Genomic DNA, 17,081 nt, shown 5'->3' with positions numbered 1-17,081 from the left:
TCGTAACTTTTCCTTTACATTTATATAAACAATGCTAAAGTTGATTCGGCTTGTCGGCGTTTGGATCTTCATCTACTTGGGTCAAACATTATTTTTAACCAATTTTTAATTACATGATTATGAGTAAAATTCTGTCTTTTTTACTTCTATGGCTAGTGATCGTCCCACTGGCCCATGGTCAACAACGCATGCTAAAAGGAAGCCTTGTGGACCTCGCCACCAATGCCCCCTTGGGAGGTGCAACGATCCGGCTAGAATCTACCTCCATCGGAACCTCCACCGACGATCAGGGGAAATTTACATTAAATGTACCGCAGGGCGCAGTCAAACTACTGGTTACACTGGTGGGTTATGAAGATGCAAGACGTACCGTAACGGCACAAGAAAGCGACATCACCATCAAAATGACAAGCAAATCGTCTGCCCTAGAGACTGTCGTGGTCACTGCGCTGGGTATTCAGCGTAAAGCCAAGAGCCTGACCTACTCGACGCAGGTCGTAAAAGGTGACGAACTGACCAAGGTGAAAGATGTCAATCCCATGAACAACCTGACCGGTAAAGTCTCGGGTGTGCAGATCAATCGCAGTTCATCGGGTATGGGCGGATCCGTAAACATTGTGCTACGCGGATTTAAATCAAACCGCAACAACCAGCCTTTGTATGTTATTGACGGTCTCCCAATCACAAATACAGACGGTAGTGGCAACTCAGGCGCCTTTGGCGGAGGTACCGACCGTGGGGATATCCTGAGCACCTTAAATGCGGATGACATCGCCGCCATCAACGTATTGAAGGGTGCGTCTGCATCGGCATTGTACGGTAGCCAAGGGGCTAATGGTGCCATTATGATCACCACAAAAAAGGGTGCCGAAGGAAATCTGAAAATTGACCTCTCCAGTGGATTCACGGCTGACAAAGCATTTTACCTGCCCAAATTGCAATACCGCTATGGACAGACCACCCCTTCCAGCGAGGAAAGTTGGGGTGAAAAAGGTAATTTTGCTGATCCTGTAAAAGATTTCTACAATACTGGTACAACCTTTATCAATACCCTGGCGCTGAGCGGTGGAACCAATCGCATACAGAATTATTTCTCCTATGCCAACACCAGCAACAAGGGGATACTGCCAACCAACACCTTTAAACAGCATAGCGCAACCTTTCGAAATTCGATGAATTTCTTTGACAATAAGCTCTTGTTTGACGGAAGCTTGATGTATTCGCGTCAGAATATTCATAATCGCCCTTCCTCAGGGCTGTACTTCAGTCCAATAGCGGGCTTATACCTGTTTCCACGGGGGCAGGATTTTGAGAAGTACAAAAATTTCGAATATTTCTCCGAAAGCCGCAACTTCTACTTACAGGATTGGTGGAATATCAATGCTGACGCTAAACTCACCGGAACGCATCATCAGCAAAATCCGTACTGGGTGCTCAACCGCATTCCTACAGATCAAAAAAGGGATAATATTATCGGACAGGCACAATTCCGCTATACCCTAACGGACTGGCTGTCCGTAAGTGCCCGCGGAACCCTGAACAAACGCTGGGATCACTGGGAACGCCGCATCTATGCCGGAACACAGGGTGTATTGTCGGGCCTGCCGATCGACGGCAAACTGGGCGACAATGGCCGTTATAATATCGACCGCAGCGAAAGCACGGCCTTATATGGTGATCTATTATTAACCGGTAATAAACAATGGGCGGAACAGCTTGATTTAAATTTTACAGCAGGTACCTCAATCAATGATTTACGCTCAAATGGAACTGTTTTGGATCTGGCCAGGCTCGCCTTAGCCAATAAGTTTCTGTTGAGCAATATCTACCGTGACGCTCCAATGCAGTCTGCGACTGAAACCATTTCACGTAGGCAGATCCAGTCTTTATTTGCCTCGGCCAACCTGGGCTACCGCGAAAAGGTTTACCTGGATTTAACGGCCCGAAACGACTGGGCTTCTACGCTAGCGAATACCCCCAAAGAACACAAAGGTTATTTTTACTGGTCGGCAGGTGTGTCAACAGTGCTGAGTGAATTATTCAAATTGCCAAGCGCCATTACCTACAGTAAGCTCCGTCTATCTTTTGCACAGGTGGGGAACGATGTTGCCGCTTATAGTACAATACCTGTAAACACTTTAAATACGGGCATTCTGAGCCCAAATGTATCAGGCCCTTATATGGGTATACCATTGAAACCAGAAATTAGCAAAAGTATCGAATTAGGGTACGAAGGCCGCTTTTGGAAAGACCGCATCAATCTGGATATCGCGCTTTACAGAACCAACACAAAAGATCAATATTTTGAGTATCAGGGACCTGTGGGCGTAGTTAACACGACCGTATTTTTGAATGCAGGAGATGTTGAAAATAAAGGTATCGAAGCAGCTTTGGGTGTGACGGCAATCAAAAAAGAGCAGTTTAGCTGGAACACAGGATTTAATTTTACTGCCAACCGCAATAAGATACTAAAATTAGCTCCCAATCTCGGAAATACGTACCCATTGGGCGGAAATTTCAATGTCCTTCGCCTTGGTGGTTCCTTTGGCGATTTCTGGGCGCCTATGTTTAAGCGTGATCCGAACGGAACAATTATCGTCGACGACAATGGCCGGCCACAGATCGCTCCTGCAGGTTATATCGGCAACAATACGCCTAAAGCCATCGTCGGATGGACCAATAATGTGAATTACAAAGATTTTGGCCTGAGCTTTACCATAGACGGCAGGTTCGGCGGAAAAGTAATCAGTATCACAGACGGTTACCTCAATTCCTTTGGTGTGAGTGAAGAAAGTGCGGCCGCAAGGGATCGCGGTGGAGTTGACATTGCAGCTGTTAAAATGGACGGCACACCTTGGCAAGGTCTACTTCCAGCACAGGCCTACTATAGTGCCATTGGCAACCGTGACGGTATCATCGAAGGCCAACTATACAGTGCCACCAATATCCGGATGCGTGAGATTGCATTCAGCTATAAACTCCCTATCAAATGGCAGGGCATTAAACAGGCCTCCATATCATTGACCGGAAGAAACTTATTTTTCTTTCGCAACGATGCCCCTTACGACCCTGAACTCAATACAACAACCGGTGTCGGCGGCCAGGGATACGATAGCTTTGCCCTTCCAACGACCCGCAGTTATGGTTTAAATCTCAAGGTATCCTTTTAACAACGTAGATCATGGACAATACAATCAAATTTTTCGCTTATAGCAGATTGATCTGCCTCTTGCTCGTTACTGTCTTGTTAACGGGCTGTACCAAAAATTTCACCGACTTAAATACAAATCCGGCAGGTGTAACGGACGAAGAAGCAAATGCCGACTATGCATTGATTGCCTCATTCCTGGCTCAGGCACAACGTGACATCATCCCCGAAAACGTCGGTGAATACCAGTTGGCCAATAACCTCTGCAGTGATACCTATGCGGGGTACCTTACCCCGCCCACTCCCTTCGTTGGAAATGCGAATAACGTTACTTATAGCCTTGTTCCCGGCTGGTATCAGGCCATTTTCGTCGATCGCTATATCAAAGCGATGAACCCGCTTTTTCGCGTTGAACAAGCAACACGTAAAGAAGAAAGACTACAGGATATTTTCGCATTTGCCAAACTGCTCAAAGTATCAGCCATGCATCGCACCAGTGACAAAGTTGGCCCTATTATCTACAGTAAATATAACGTACTGAATGAAAATGGACAGATCGATTATGATTCACAGGAAAATGCCTATAAAAACTTCTTTTTGGACCTGGATACTGCGGCAACTATTTTAAAAGGCATTCAGAACAATGCACTATCGGCAGCGATGGCAAAGTCTGATATGGCGTATACCGCAGACAATTACAAACGTTGGCTACGCTATACAAATACGCTGCGCCTGCGTCTGGCCTTACGTGTCGTCGCCATAGCACCCAATATTGCAAAAACAGAGGGTGAAAAAGCGCTCAATCCAGCCAATGGTGGGCTGCTGGAGGTAAACGCTGACAACTGTATTATCGGACTCAGTACAGATCATCCCTTAAATACCATCACGGGTGCCTGGGGTGATACCCGCATGAGTGCGCCCGTAGAGTCGATACTCGGCGGGTATGGTGACCCACGCTTGGCAAAGTGGTTTAATCCCGCAACGGACGCCGCAGTAGCCGGACAGTATAAGGGTATACGTTCAGGCATCAATATCGATGGTAAAAGCCGTTATGAAAATTACTCGAAGCTAAAAGCTTTCCCCAACCGGATGCAATTAATGGTCGCTGCTGAAAGCTGGTTTTTGAAAGCGGAAGCTGCGCTACGTGGCTGGGCCAATGCAGGTACAGTAAAGACAAACTACGAAACCGGTATAGAACGTTCTTTTGAAATGTATGACCTAGGCGGAGAACTTGCAGCTTATAGGAGTAACAGCACGAGCAAGCCCAAAGCTTATGTTGATCCAAAAGCGATTAAAGCCGGTGAAAATAATGTAGCTATTGGTTCTCCTTATTTGAGCACGATGACTATACGCTGGGAAGATGGAGATTCGAATGACAGGAAGCTTGAACGTATCATCACACAAAAGTGGATTGCCATGTTTCCAGACGGTGATGAGGCCTGGGCAGATTACCGCCGTACAGGATATCCCATTCTGTTCCCTAACGTTGTCAATTTCAGCGGCAACGCCATACCTACAGTTCCGGGTATCCGACGTATGCCCTATCCACAACGGGAATATGACAGTAATAACCAAGCGGTTACTGCAGCTGTAAAGTTATTGGGTGGCCCTGATAACGGTGGTACACGATTGTGGTGGGACGTAGCGAACAAGAAGTTTTAATAAACTTTTTTATTCATTTTTTAAACTATAATAGCCGGTTAATAACCGGCTATTATAGTTAAATTCAAGATTATTCTGAGCTCTTGAATAAGGAGTCTACCTCTGAGAATTTCAGATTTGTTCAAGCAACAGCTTATCTCCAGAATAACCTGCATGATCGCTTTTGTTATCAGTTTGACCGTACAGCAAAATACATCTGCTTTCATCAAGATCGTCTGTCGACAGCGGAATGTGGCTGGCACATCCTTAAACGCCTATAGCGCTTAACGATATCAATAGATTAGATTCTCTTATTAGAATATGTAAGACATTTCGATAATTTGGAAGCTCTTCTCTTTTATAATTAATATCTTTGAGCTATGAATATCGAACAGATCGGACAACCTTTTCTCAAAAAATTTCCCGGAGATTTTTCCGGTAATCCCGCACAAAGAAACACGCCAAAAGTTTTATTTGCAACGATTAAACCTACCGGGTTTAAACAGCCACAATTAATTGCTTTTAACGAGGCACTTTCTGAGGAAATAGGGCTCGGAAAATTTGAAGAGAAAGATCTTCATTTTCTGGTGGGATCTCAGCTTCCCCATACCATGCAGACCTACGCGACAGCTTACGCCGGACATCAATTTGGTAACTGGGCAGGGCAGCTGGGAGACGGAAGAGCGATTCTCGCAGGGGAGATTACCAATACAAACGGCAAGAAAACAGAGATCCAATGGAAAGGAGCCGGTGCAACACCCTATTCAAGACGTGCAGACGGAAGAGCTGTATTGCGGTCGTCCGTACGCGAATACCTGATGAGTGAAGCGATGTATCATCTGGGCGTACCTACAACCAGAGCATTGAGCCTGGCCTTTACAGGCGAAGATGTTATTCGAGATATCATGTATAATGGCAATCCGCAATACGAAAAAGGGGCTGTAATCATCAGAACGGCCGAAAGCTTCCTTCGTTTCGGGCATTTTGAATTGATGGCCGCTCAGGGAGAATATAAGCTATTGCAGGATCTGCTTGATTTTACGATCGAAAATTACTTCCCTGAAATTGTTTCATCCGATCATCAGAAATACAAGGATTTTTTTGAAAATGTGTGCACCCGGACGGCAGACTTAATGGTAGAATGGTACAGGGTAGGTTTTGTACATGGCGTAATGAACACAGATAATATGTCCATCTTGGGCTTAACCATTGACTACGGCCCCTACTCCATGATGGATGAATATAATTTAAACTTCACCCCCAATACAACTGATCTTCCGGGAAGACGATATGCATTTGGAAAGCAGGGACAAATTGCACAATGGAATCTATGGAAACTTGCGAACGCCCTCAAGCCGATAATCAACGATGACAAATTTCTTGAAAGCAAGCTAAATAATTTCGCTGTCTATTTTTGGGAGGCCCATGACAAAATGCTTTGCAAAAAATTCGGATTTGATGAGCTCAAAACAACGGATGATGAGTTTTTCAGCAAGTGGCAGGGTATAATGCAGGAGTTGGAATTGGATCACACCTTATTCTTCAATCAATTAGAGAAAATAAATCCGGATACGGATTTAAAAGAACATTTCAGTCCGGTAGCGTATAGTGTCTTAAATGAAGAAAAACTCATAAAACTTAAAGACTTCATTGAACATTATCAATCCCGTCTGCATTCAAATTCGATTTCAAAGGAAGCGTCTCTGGAATTAATGAAAAAGACAAATCCTAAATTTATACTGCGTAACTATCTGCTTTACGAGTGTATCGAAGAAATTGGTAAAGGGAAAACAGAAATGTTGACTAAACTAACTCAGGCCTTGGAAAACCCATATCAGGAGCTATTTCCGGAATTTTCGGTAAAGCGCCCGCCCAGCTATAACGACACGGCTGGATGCTCTACACTCTCCTGTAGCTCATAGCAACGGATATTCCTTTTGCTTGATGCACGAATAAGGCAACCATACGTCATCCTATTTAAAACAACGACGTATAGCTGCTCAATGGAGGACTTTCATCGCATAAGGATAAAGGATGTTAAATGTAAAATTTAAGCGGTACCTCTTACAAATCGAAAAGATAAAAACACATCTGCTTTCATCAAAGTCAATAATGCATCTCTTAATAGGTCATTAGCACTATAACAATAACGTAATCAAAATTGATTACCACTAAATGATTGCAAAGAAAAACACGAGCAATACAAATAAAAGACGGTATTTCATAAGCTATTCTTTCGTATAGTTTGATTTTCCATTGATATCAACTGACTCCCCCAGATACTTTGGTATTCTGCCTCTGATAACATCCAAAGCGGCTTTAGTAACGGATAGCTTTTCCCGAAATACATAATATCTATACCCCGGATATACTCCCCTATCCGCACTATAGCCAAATGATTTTATGCCCAATTTATCGCCGAGGTAAATACATCTGTTCAAGTGGTATTTCTGAGAGACCAAGATTGCTGTGTCAACATGAAAGATATGTTTTGCACGAAACATCGTCGAATAGCTATCGAAGCCGGCATAGTCGATGTAGATCTTTGTGGTATCAACGCCATTTTTCTGACAATATAACTTCATGACAGTAAGCTCATCGTATTCATCCTTTCCGTTATCTCCCGACAGCAATATTTTATCCACTTTGTTGTTTTTGTACAACGAAATTCCAGCATCAAGCCTATCTTTTAAATACCTACTTGGCTGATCGCCGTTTATACCAGCGCCAAAAATAATGGCTACTTTGACTTTGGGAACATCTTTAAGTTCGGTGAAAATCAGCTTCTCCGTTTTGGCTGTTATATTACTGTCGGTTGCCAAAACAACAACTAGGACTATTAAACATAGAATGATACCCGATATAAGAAACTTTTTAATCTTGTTCATGCTTTTGATTTTAAAACAGTTTATAAAAATCGTCCTTTTTACGCCTTTGGCAAAACTGCTTACAAAGCTATTTGACAAACATCCCAGAAAGCAACATGCTATCATTAAAATTTAAGGTCACTTTATACGGTGAAGTTTTAATTTCAATATAATTGGCAAAATCAACCGGGTTATAGGCTATTTTCAACTTTTCCAACAATTTTAATACCTCTTCAAATTTTAATCCTGGTTTTAAGCCATTTTCAAATGAGATATCCACCTTCCTAAAGTCATTGATAGCATAGCCATTGATGAAATTTTCCCTTTGATTATCGGGATTGCCTTTACTTGCAGTAAAATAAAAGTAGAAATCATGATAGTTATTTTGATAATAGATTTCGTTCGTTTTTCCAGTCATGCCATCAATTTCTGTCATTCGTTCAAAACGTTTGTTTGTGGACGATTTTACAAAGTCTTCCTCAGTTGCTTTACCAACAACCAAATCATTTATGTTCCAGTTTTTATCAATTTTTATCGTAGGTTTCTCTTTAACATCTTCTGGCTTGGTTGCATTTTTCATCAAGTCTGCCATATATTTTTCATTATTGCATCCACCAAAATCAATTAGACCATTCATGACATCCCAATAGCAGGACTTAGATAGATCAGTATTGTTCAGGATAATTAATCTGCTGTAATCTGGAGCATAAAAAATAAACTTATTTTGAGCCTTTACATTCCAGTATAAACCGTGGTCCGTATTTGGATTTTTGGTTCCCTTACCGTATTTCGCCTCCAATTTCTTTAAGATATCGGTCTGTAGTTTTGGCGTTTTCAGCTCAATTCTAATACCGTAGATTTTACTTTCGGCATCGTAACTTTTTAAAGCCGCATTTAACTCATCAATATTTTTGACGGGTTTGAGATCGATATGCCCGCCTCCAAAACGAGTTATACTGTCCGTCTTGAGTTTCTCGGCATCGATTTGGAAAATAATCCGCTGGCCTTCCAGATCTATTCCGTCAAACCTATATTTCTTCGATTTTTCAACCTCTAACAACAAACTAAAAGGGTACTCTACGGTTTCTACACCTATGCGTAATGCGTCATCAAAACTGCTTACTTTTTCTATTGGTTCGTTTAAGTTGAGAGTCGCTAAGTCTATTTTTTCCTGACTTCTGCAAGAAAAAAATAGCGTTAAAACAGCTAGTGATATTATTTTCTTCATATATGATTATTCTAAAATGCCAACGTATTGGCTGACGATGTCTACTTTATTTGATCTTTAAATTTAGCTGTAAAACCTATAGGAAATTGAACAAATTATAATTCGCTGGGGATAAATTATCATTCGCAGGTATTTGCGTTTTTTTAGGGGGGCTGAATCGGACTTTATCTGTGATTGTAAAAACCACCAAAGTATACGTATAGGCCAATGATAGATTCTATAAATGAAATAATATTTCATTTATAGAACCATTTGCTTTATCTTAATGCTGTATATTCCGAAATAGAATGCCATATTCCCACTTATATGAATTACCACAACAATTTTTATTAAAATTTACAGATTACTCTTAGGTAGGCATGATAGAATTTAGATCTCCACAAAATGAAAAATTACTTAGCTACATCGAGGGCTACTATTATTTATCGGAAAAAAATGAAAAATTACCACACTACCTTACATTCCCGAATAATTATACTATTGTTACTTTTATTAAAAATGGTTCTGTACAACAAAAAGGCAAAATTATTTATATTACAAAATCGAATGGAAATTCACTATTGAGTGTGATTACTCAATACAAAAGTCCCTTGGAGATTAGGTATTTAGATCCTGTGGATGAAATTACTATTTATTTAAAACCTGGTGCTTTGGCTTGCATTTTCCCCGAACTCATCAACGACTCCCAAGTTAAAACAGTCTTTGATTGCGACGCTCAATTCTTGAAAAAGGAGTTCAATAGGATTTCTAATAAAGAAGGGAACAAAGATTTAGATACTGAAATTGAGAAATTCCTGGCCAATAGGATTGGTCGTAAAATCGATGGCTTGTTAGCAGAAATGATTAAGAGGTTAAACAATAATCAAACGATTGGTGAAATTTCTGCTGAGCTAAATCTATCCCGACAATATATCAGCAATTATTTTAAAGATGGTATAGGGAAATCCCCAACTGAATTTAGAACAATATCAAGATTTCGCAAAGCAATCAAAAATCATGCTATTGATGAAACGCTCACAAAGCTGACCTATGAGAATTCCTTTTTCGACCAAGCTCATTTCAACAAGTATTTTAAACTATTAACGTCCTATAAACCTAAAGATTTTTTTAAGCAGACTCAAGGAAATAATAAAGTCGTTTGGCTGATTATTTAAGTTTACATTTTTACAATTCTTAATAACAGATCGAGATTAAATTTGAATGTAAATTTAGAATATCAAATGAAAACAAAATTAGTTTCTATAATTATTATCTCGATTTTTATTGCCTCCTGCAAGACAAGAGTTACTCCAAAATTCATGATCGACAACGACGGCATCTTAGTAGAGAAGTTTGACTCGACCGATGTTGACGACAATAGATACAATCGCGACAATAAAATTTATGTCGCTGGAACAAAATTCATCTATAGCTATAAGCACATCGGGAATGACAAACGGGCATATCTTATCGGAAAAATAAGCAAATCAGAAAAAAAAACGAATGAATGGGAATTCATACCAATTGAAAGAAAGAATGATTCTACCATTCTTAATATTGCAATCATACCACTAAATGGCAATGCTTTCAAGGCGTTTATTCCAGATTACAACCAAACCAATTTTTTATACAACTTTTTAAATATTGAGGGACAATCAATTGGGCAAGAAATAACCGGTGTAATTGAAAATAAAAAGAATATTTGGATACATCCGCCGCGATTTGCGCTGTTTTCTATCTTGGAACTAAATCCATTTCCATATATTTCATTTCCTATTAAAACCGGTAAAAAATGGGACTGGCATTTGAGTATAGGAGATCAGTGGGCAAATGTTAGGTGGAAAAAATGGATAGGACGTATCGAAAACCAATATATCTATGAGATACTTGAGCACAAAAAAGTAAAAACAAAATTTGGAGAAATTAAATGTGTCGTTTCAAGGGCAACTGCCAACAGTCAACTTGGTAAGACATTTCTGATCTCATATTTTAATGAAAAATATGGGTTCATAAAATTGGAATACATCAATATAGATGGTTCTCAAACAATATTTGAATTAGATAAAGTAATAAAAAATTAAATGGCTCTTACTTACATATGTCAGTTTCCCTAACTCCTGGATTGGAGAGGTAATAGTATTCTTTCAAGAAGGTAACCACATTTCTTGATAAGAAGATTGGTTTCTACAGCAATTGGTTAACAATCCTACTTCGAGAGTGCCTCAATTGTAGTATACATAGTCCAGGCACTGCACGCCAAAGCAAACAGGAGGCAGTATAAAAAAATATCTATAGACCTTCTAAGCTTGATCAAAAAAACAACGACAAACATCAATGGACAAACTACGATAAAAATAAAAATACCTGCGGCAATTGTCTCAAAAATATCCTGACTATAATTCATCAGCAAGAGTAAGATCCCGATGTAAAACAGCCAAACGAAAAACGGAGCAACAAAACATAACAGCAAACCCCATAATAATCGAAGTTTAAAGTGCTCTGGCCGGGCTTTACGATAATTTGTATATAAAAAATAACTTATACCAGCCATGCATAGGATTAAAACAGCCAACTGAATATAGGTATTAAAAATGCTGTCTGCCCGGGTATTGATCGTTGAAGTTGATTTGATTTTATCCCCACTGTAGCGTTTGACCTGGGTGGCTTCCCCATTGACAAATGTCTGTATGATCTTATCATCTCCGAGAGTGTCCCTAATCGTCCAAATCGAGTCTTCCAGCCCCATCTTATAAAACCCTTCAATGATGGTTTTACCACCTTTGGTTCGTGTAAACACTCCGTCAAGCCGCCCACCATTAAACCGCAAAGAATCAATGCCCTGGTCGGTATTAAGGGTTAGCAAGCTTATTTTTCCGGGAGGAATCAGACTGGCACTATCTGCCAGAAGGCGCAAAACTGTAAGGTCAAGATTTTCCACCGATCGGTTTTTATTGTAATCGTCATTCCGCTCAGGTCTACGGATATATAGGTAGTTTATTTTGACCGCGAGCAAGGAATCTCTCTTGTAAAGCTTGAGTTCATCGTGGGCATTAAGATACCGGATGGTTGGATTTTTTAACAATACATATTGAGGTTGCTCGAAAAACTGGATATATCGTGGCTGACTGGTCGCGCAAAAAGAGAAAATTGCAATGCTACCGATAAAATAGGTACTAAACTGGGTCTTTAACATTGTTCCGGTAGCTGTCGGTGAATCTCTTTTTATGTATAACCATGCGAACAAGAGCATGGGCAATGCAATCAGATCGGAAGGATCCACAGTCCTTGCAATACCAAAATAGGGTTTCAGAAATTGAATAATCCCAGAAGAATGTTCACTTTTCCAAAAGACAAATAAGATTGCGGTAGTGATAAAAACCGATAATTTATGTTTAGGAAAAATAGCTGACCAGAAAATTGAAAAAATAAAAAGTCCGCTGAAATCGGAAAGTTTTCCGGTAAACGAATTATGGAAAGCCGCTTTCAGAAAAAAATCATTTACGATCAATAGAACAAGAAAAAAAATAAAAAGCGGCGAACGAAGATGCTTTAGGCGTTCATACATATTTTAGCGTTTACATTTTCTATTGATACCCATTACGTAATTTGGTAACCTGTATACGATTTGACCTGCCAAACCGCATCGGCTACAAATAACTTCTTTCACAGCAAAGAATTCCCATGTCATTATTTAATTTTGCTGGTATCAACTGGCCAGGTATCGGTCCTAAAAGGAGCGACAGGTAAGCCTTCTTTACTAAAGATATTCCCAATTCCCGTATTGCTAAACTGGTATCGAACAGCAACCGGATTGTTTACCCGCTTATTTGAAACGATCATTTGTTTGCCTTTTATTTCTACGGTTGCAGGATAAAATTTCTGATCTGCCCCCGAAATAAAAATTTCCTTTCCTTCATTTCCCCTTATTGTCAAACCGGATCCCAGGTTGTCGAAATCAATCACGATTTGATTTTTTCGCACTGTAAAAGACTTAAAGATCGGACTTTTATAAAATCCTTTATTTAGGCCATAAGTTTCGGATAGGGCATAATTCGCCAGGCGCAAACCTACATCTTTCTTGTTTGCAGGATGGATATTTAGTGTATCACTGACCAGATCCGAAATGACAACCATTCCTGTATTTTCAGTCATTAAATTCTTGGTCTGCGCTTCCCGGAGTAAAGCCCCAACATGGTGATTTAAATATTTATTTGGCGCAATCTGAACGTAATAAAACGGGAAATTTTTATGCCAGGAGGTACGCCAGGAGGCGATCAGGGTATCCATTAATTGGGTATAACTAGCGGCGGTTTCAACGTTACTCTCCCCTTGATACCATATCGCACCGGCAATGTTGAAATTGGTAAATGGTGCAATCATAGCATTGTAAGTATATCCTGGGGTAATAGGCCACCAAGAAGAGGGTTTCTTTTGAGCAGCTGCATCTTTCAGCGTACGATTACTTTCGACCAGCTCGACTGGTGTCCATACTTCGGCAGGAGTCCCCCCCCAGTTACTACTGATCAAACCTATAGGAACATTTAATTCCTTGTTGAGTACTTTTCCAAAATAATAAGCTACCGCACTAAAATTTTTCAGGGCATTGCTATCACAGACCATCCAGTTTCCCTCATTGTTGTCCTGCGGTGTCTTCGCTGTTGCTTTAGTGACCTGGAACAGCTTGATATTTAACTTGTCGAGATCCGAAAACTCATCCTTAATGCTGGAAATACCATTATAATAATTCCATTCCATATTGGACTGACCACTGCAAATCCAGACCTCACCGATCAATACATTCTCAAGAATAATTTTATTTTCACCTTCAAATGTGATGGTATAGGGGCCACCGGCTCTCGGTGTTTGGACTGAAGCTTGCCATTTGGCATTTCCATCTGCTGTTACCTCAGCCGTCTTATTATCCCAAGAGGTTGTAATTTTGACTTTTTCTCCCGGTTTGGACCATCCCCATAATTCGGCCTTAGATTGCTGCTGTAGAACCATGTTATCCGCCAAAATACTTGGTAAACGAATTGCTGCCTGCAATGAAGACATAAAAAAACAGAAAATCAGAAAGAAAAGAGACTTGTACATATCATTTGAATTTATAATTAAGTTAGCCTTCGAATACTACTCCAAATGATATCAAAATTTGGAGTGGTAAGTTTTTTATCAAACTCTAAGTTAACCCATTAATAATAAAGTATGCTGATTTTTATTGACATTTTTTCTAATAATGTTTAAATAAGAAGGCTTTTGAAACTAACCAGTATTGATCGACCGGCATATTAATTTCAACTAGCCTGTCTCCTGCACATTAAATTTAAACTCGTTAAGCTGCAAATTTTAATTATCCAATGCAGTAAGCTATTTAGGTGAATTTATTGTCCACAGACCAATTGATCAGCTATACCTTAGCCAATGCGTCATTAGCATCCCTTCGGAGTTTTGATAATAATTAATTTTGGTGATGATCAGGCCCCGACAAGAGGCTCTATGGGAATAATCCATTGGACTGAGAAAAGCGAAAGAGTTTTATCCATTTTTAAAATTTAATGAATTACTCTTATCTTTAATACTGCAAATATTTATTTTTTTATGAAGGCACATACATACGAAACACAATCAACAATTACTCCTGAAAAAGCATTAAACTTCTTAAAAGAAGGTAATCAACGCTTTGTCAATAATCTAAAAGCAAACCGGGATCTTCTCGAACAAGTAAATGCTACCCGTGAAGGACAGTGGCCATTTGCTGTGGTGCTTAGCTGTATTGATAGCCGTACTTCTGCTGAACTTATATTTGATCAAGGTCTAGGTGATATTTTCAGTATCAGGATTGCTGGAAATTTCATCAATCAGGACATTCTGGGCTCCATGGAGTTTGGCTGTAATGTTGCTGGATCTAAACTGGTTGTCGTATTAGGCCACACCAAATGTGGCGCTCTAAAAGGCGGACTGGACGCTGAACAGATCGAAGGATTGGGAATGGACAACTTGAACCATCTGGTCAGTCATTTTGATCCTATTATCAATGAGGTGATTGGTGAAAACGAAGAACGCTCTTCAAAAAATAGTGTATTGTTGGAGAAACTAAACCAACAGAATATCAAACATGCAATTAAAGATATTCGCAGACAAAGTTCAACTCTCCGTAAGCTTGAAGAAGAAGGCAAGATCAAGATTGTGGGTGCAAACTATGATGTTGAAACAGGAAGCGTAACTTGGTTATAAAATAATTCAAGAATTGCTATCGACTCTATTGAAAACATACCCATGCTATAATACAAAAAGGCCGTTTGGAAAGTACCTAAGCGGCCTTCTATTATATTCCTACTATTTATTTGAGATAATTTTCAACATCGACAAGCTCGTACTTGGGACTTCTCTGCATGAATTCATCCAAAAAAGCGCTATGGGTAGCTCCCATAATTATAAATATTCGATCATCGTTATTGACTGGTATCTGGTTCAAATTGGAGAATATCCGCAGATTTCGTCTATAGAATTTACTCGCTTCATCTGCCCCTTCGAAATTGCCTTTTGTGCTGTTGTGAGTTAATATATCAGCATTGAGATTTATGAATTTTTGGAAAGTCGCTTTGCGATTAAATAGCTTCAATTTTTCTAGCACAGAAAGGTTTTCTGCTGCCATAAATTCTTTGAAAATACTGGCGCTATATTTTTTTGAGGTTATACTGTCGACTTGATTTTCCAATTCACGCCCTATATTATAGTTATAAGCTGCAGTCTGCTGCTCGTCTATACCATATATTTTGTTTACGCCAGCCATTTTACCAATTTCGTAAGCAATTAGAGCTATTTCCCCTGCATATTTTGGTGTATACTCTTTATTTTCCTTAAAATTCCTATAATCGGAATTCAATTCCTCATTTTTGGTTGGAAGTACTTCCACACAAATTATTGTCGGTTTGAATTCCGCCAGCATTTTTGCAATTTTATAAGTCTCTTTTTTATTTTTGTCATCCTTTTCATTAAATTTTACTTTATGTGCATCAGGTGTATATGTCATGTGAAAAGTTGCAAAATTTAAGACTTTTGTTTTTTGCGCATATACTTTTCCAAAAAGGATTCCACAAAGCAATATGGGGACAATTTTTAAATTGATTCCTTTTGTTCTATTAGATAATTGTATCAACTGTGCTGTGTTTTTCAGGCTATTCATATATTAGTTTGTTCTTAATGCTCCAAAAATATCACAGTTCGCTCGAATAAAGGCTACACTTGGGTGTAGTTTAGAGATTGATTTCCTCCTTAATTCTTATCAGGTTTTGGCCAAGTTCAGTATGGTCATGAGTGCTATCCTTTTTTCGCTCTGTATTGGCACAATGTACTAAGAATAGGAGGACCACCTGACCGAGTATTTTTCGCATTACTCTATAAAATCTGGACATAATTTAAGAATGTCGTTTTTCATGCTAAGTTGGCAATGGACAACTGTTTGCGACCTTCATTCTAATTAGTTCTTCCTTATTATAATCGAACTCATTGATATAACCGACTTTTGGTTTCACATTTAGCTTTTTAGCCCATATTTTATCAAGCTCATCTGTAGTCGTTAGCGTTTGATACACTGTAGAAATTGTGTTTTTCGATCAGCTGATCTTTAAACGTAGGAGTTTATTTTATTATTCTGGAACCTATAGCTGCATCAAAGAAATTGAATAAATTTAACCTAAATACAAACGATCTAAAAAGGGTAAAAAGAATGGAAATAGAACAATATATCAGTACGCTTTCCGAAGGCGCACAAAAAGCCATCCAACAGTTCCGGAAGGTAATTTCTGAAAATGACAAAGCGGTTTCAGAAAGTTTTGGGAAATTCATGTCTAATCCGAATGCAATCAGCTATAATGAGCAAGATGTTTTTAAATACGGACTTACCGTTGCCAAAAACTATATTTCATTCCATTCACTGGTAATGTATTCAAATCCCGAATTAATGGATGAACTAAAATCAAAATTGCCCAAAGCTAAATTCCAAAAGGGCTGTATTAATTTCAAATCGTTGGATGAATTTCCAGAATCGGTTCTGACAGCGCACATGCAGAGGTCCTCTCAAATAGATTTTAGTCCTGTGATAAATCGTTATCTGAAAAAGAAGTAAAACCTTTTAAATATTCTATTTCTTGCTGGCATTGCGCTAAGAAGCGGATACCTCAAAAAAAGCTTCCCTTGAACTAGCAGGGAAGCTTTT

Annotated in this window: 12 protein-coding genes; 7 read left to right on the top strand and 5 right to left on the bottom strand. The window is 39.3% G+C overall.

The features are described 5' to 3' along the window. The first annotated feature begins 119 nt into the window (after positions 1-119). The 3 genes from BWD42_RS02000 to BWD42_RS01990 all read left to right on the top strand — a co-directional run bounded on the left by BWD42_RS02000 (position 120) and on the right by BWD42_RS01990 (position 6,711). Positions 120-3,170: a SusC/RagA family TonB-linked outer membrane protein gene (locus BWD42_RS02000; RefSeq protein ID WP_077435703.1), complete on the top strand. Its 3,051-nt coding sequence runs from the start codon at positions 120-122 to the stop codon at positions 3,168-3,170. 11 nt (positions 3,171-3,181) lie between these two features. Beyond that, on the top strand, positions 3,182-4,810 hold the full coding sequence (locus tag BWD42_RS01995) for a SusD/RagB family nutrient-binding outer membrane lipoprotein (protein WP_077432799.1): 1,629 nt from the start codon (positions 3,182-3,184) through the stop codon (positions 4,808-4,810). A 359-nt stretch (positions 4,811-5,169) separates the two neighbouring features. Beyond that, complete coding sequence (locus BWD42_RS01990; RefSeq protein WP_077432798.1) at positions 5,170-6,711, top strand: protein adenylyltransferase SelO; 1,542 nt, start codon at positions 5,170-5,172, stop codon at positions 6,709-6,711. Positions 6,712-7,017: 306 nt separating this feature from the next. Here BWD42_RS01990 and BWD42_RS01985 read toward each other — a convergent pair whose 3' ends face one another. Together BWD42_RS01985 and BWD42_RS01980 are read right to left on the bottom strand one after the other, a co-directional pair. Next, positions 7,018-7,677 carry a vancomycin high temperature exclusion protein gene (locus tag BWD42_RS01985; RefSeq protein ID WP_139350986.1) on the bottom strand — a complete coding sequence of 220 codons (660 nt, stop codon included), beginning with the start codon at positions 7,675-7,677 and terminating at the stop codon, positions 7,018-7,020. A gap of 67 nt (positions 7,678-7,744) precedes the next feature. Beyond that, positions 7,745-8,884, bottom strand: a complete 1,140-nt coding sequence (locus BWD42_RS01980) for a hypothetical protein (RefSeq protein WP_077432797.1) — start codon at positions 8,882-8,884, stop codon at positions 7,745-7,747. A gap of 359 nt (positions 8,885-9,243) precedes the next feature. Between BWD42_RS01980 and BWD42_RS01975 the strand changes: the two genes are divergently transcribed. Then, the gene (locus BWD42_RS01975; protein ID WP_077432796.1) at positions 9,244-10,038 is read left to right on the top strand and encodes a helix-turn-helix domain-containing protein; all 795 of its coding nucleotides are present in this window, start codon (positions 9,244-9,246) and stop codon (positions 10,036-10,038) included. A 66-nt stretch (positions 10,039-10,104) separates the two neighbouring features. Further along, positions 10,105-10,944 (top strand): hypothetical protein, encoded by an 840-nt coding sequence (locus BWD42_RS01970; protein ID WP_077432795.1) that lies wholly within the window; start codon positions 10,105-10,107, stop codon positions 10,942-10,944. Positions 10,945-11,069: 125 nt separating this feature from the next. Here the strand turns inward: BWD42_RS01970 and BWD42_RS01965 are convergent, their stop codons facing one another. Continuing rightward, positions 11,070-12,428, bottom strand: coding sequence for a hypothetical protein (locus BWD42_RS01965; RefSeq protein WP_077432794.1), 1,359 nt, complete (start codon positions 12,426-12,428; stop codon positions 11,070-11,072). Between the two features lie 122 nt (positions 12,429-12,550). Next, a complete protein-coding gene (locus tag BWD42_RS01960) occupies positions 12,551-13,957 on the bottom strand; it encodes a sialate O-acetylesterase (protein ID WP_077432793.1) in 1,407 nt (468 codons plus the stop codon). Positions 13,958-14,461: 504 nt separating this feature from the next. Here BWD42_RS01960 and BWD42_RS01955 point away from each other — a divergent pair. Continuing rightward, entirely contained in the window at positions 14,462-15,097 is a 636-nt protein-coding gene (locus BWD42_RS01955) for a carbonic anhydrase (protein WP_077432792.1), read from the top strand. 106 nt (positions 15,098-15,203) lie between these two features. Here the strand turns inward: BWD42_RS01955 and BWD42_RS01950 are convergent, their stop codons facing one another. Then, the gene (locus BWD42_RS01950; protein ID WP_217699982.1) at positions 15,204-15,896 is read right to left on the bottom strand and encodes a DUF5694 domain-containing protein; all 693 of its coding nucleotides are present in this window, start codon (positions 15,894-15,896) and stop codon (positions 15,204-15,206) included. A gap of 696 nt (positions 15,897-16,592) precedes the next feature. On the opposite strand from BWD42_RS01950, the gene BWD42_RS01945 reads away from it, so the two are divergent. After that, positions 16,593-16,991, top strand: a complete 399-nt coding sequence (locus BWD42_RS01945; RefSeq protein WP_077432791.1) for a DUF1801 domain-containing protein — start codon at positions 16,593-16,595, stop codon at positions 16,989-16,991. Positions 16,992-17,081: the final 90 nt, after the last annotated feature.

Source organism: Sphingobacterium sp. CZ-UAM (genome assembly GCF_002000245.1).
GTDB lineage: Bacteria > Bacteroidota > Bacteroidia > Sphingobacteriales > Sphingobacteriaceae > Sphingobacterium.
This window is presented reverse-complemented; position numbering and strand designations above follow the sequence as displayed.

Excerpts from the sequence above, each read along its gene's own strand:
- BWD42_RS01950 (WP_217699982.1), bottom strand. The coding sequence starts at position 15,896 with ATGACATATACACCTGATGCACATAAAGTAAAATTTAATGAAAAGGAT.
- BWD42_RS01975 (WP_077432796.1), top strand. The coding sequence starts at position 9,244 with ATGATAGAATTTAGATCTCCACAAAATGAAAAATTACTTAGCTACATC.
- BWD42_RS01955 (WP_077432792.1), top strand. The coding sequence starts at position 14,462 with ATGAAGGCACATACATACGAAACACAATCAACAATTACTCCTGAAAAA.
- BWD42_RS02000 (WP_077435703.1), top strand. The coding sequence starts at position 120 with ATGAGTAAAATTCTGTCTTTTTTACTTCTATGGCTAGTGATCGTCCCA.
- BWD42_RS01965 (WP_077432794.1), bottom strand. The coding sequence starts at position 12,428 with ATGTATGAACGCCTAAAGCATCTTCGTTCGCCGCTTTTTATTTTTTTT.
- BWD42_RS01990 (WP_077432798.1), top strand. The coding sequence starts at position 5,170 with ATGAATATCGAACAGATCGGACAACCTTTTCTCAAAAAATTTCCCGGA.
- BWD42_RS01945 (WP_077432791.1), top strand. The coding sequence starts at position 16,593 with ATGGAAATAGAACAATATATCAGTACGCTTTCCGAAGGCGCACAAAAA.
- BWD42_RS01985 (WP_139350986.1), bottom strand. The coding sequence starts at position 7,677 with ATGAACAAGATTAAAAAGTTTCTTATATCGGGTATCATTCTATGTTTA.
- BWD42_RS01970 (WP_077432795.1), top strand. The coding sequence starts at position 10,105 with ATGAAAACAAAATTAGTTTCTATAATTATTATCTCGATTTTTATTGCC.
- BWD42_RS01995 (WP_077432799.1), top strand. The coding sequence starts at position 3,182 with ATGGACAATACAATCAAATTTTTCGCTTATAGCAGATTGATCTGCCTC.
- BWD42_RS01980 (WP_077432797.1), bottom strand. The coding sequence starts at position 8,884 with ATGAAGAAAATAATATCACTAGCTGTTTTAACGCTATTTTTTTCTTGC.
- BWD42_RS01960 (WP_077432793.1), bottom strand. The coding sequence starts at position 13,957 with ATGTACAAGTCTCTTTTCTTTCTGATTTTCTGTTTTTTTATGTCTTCA.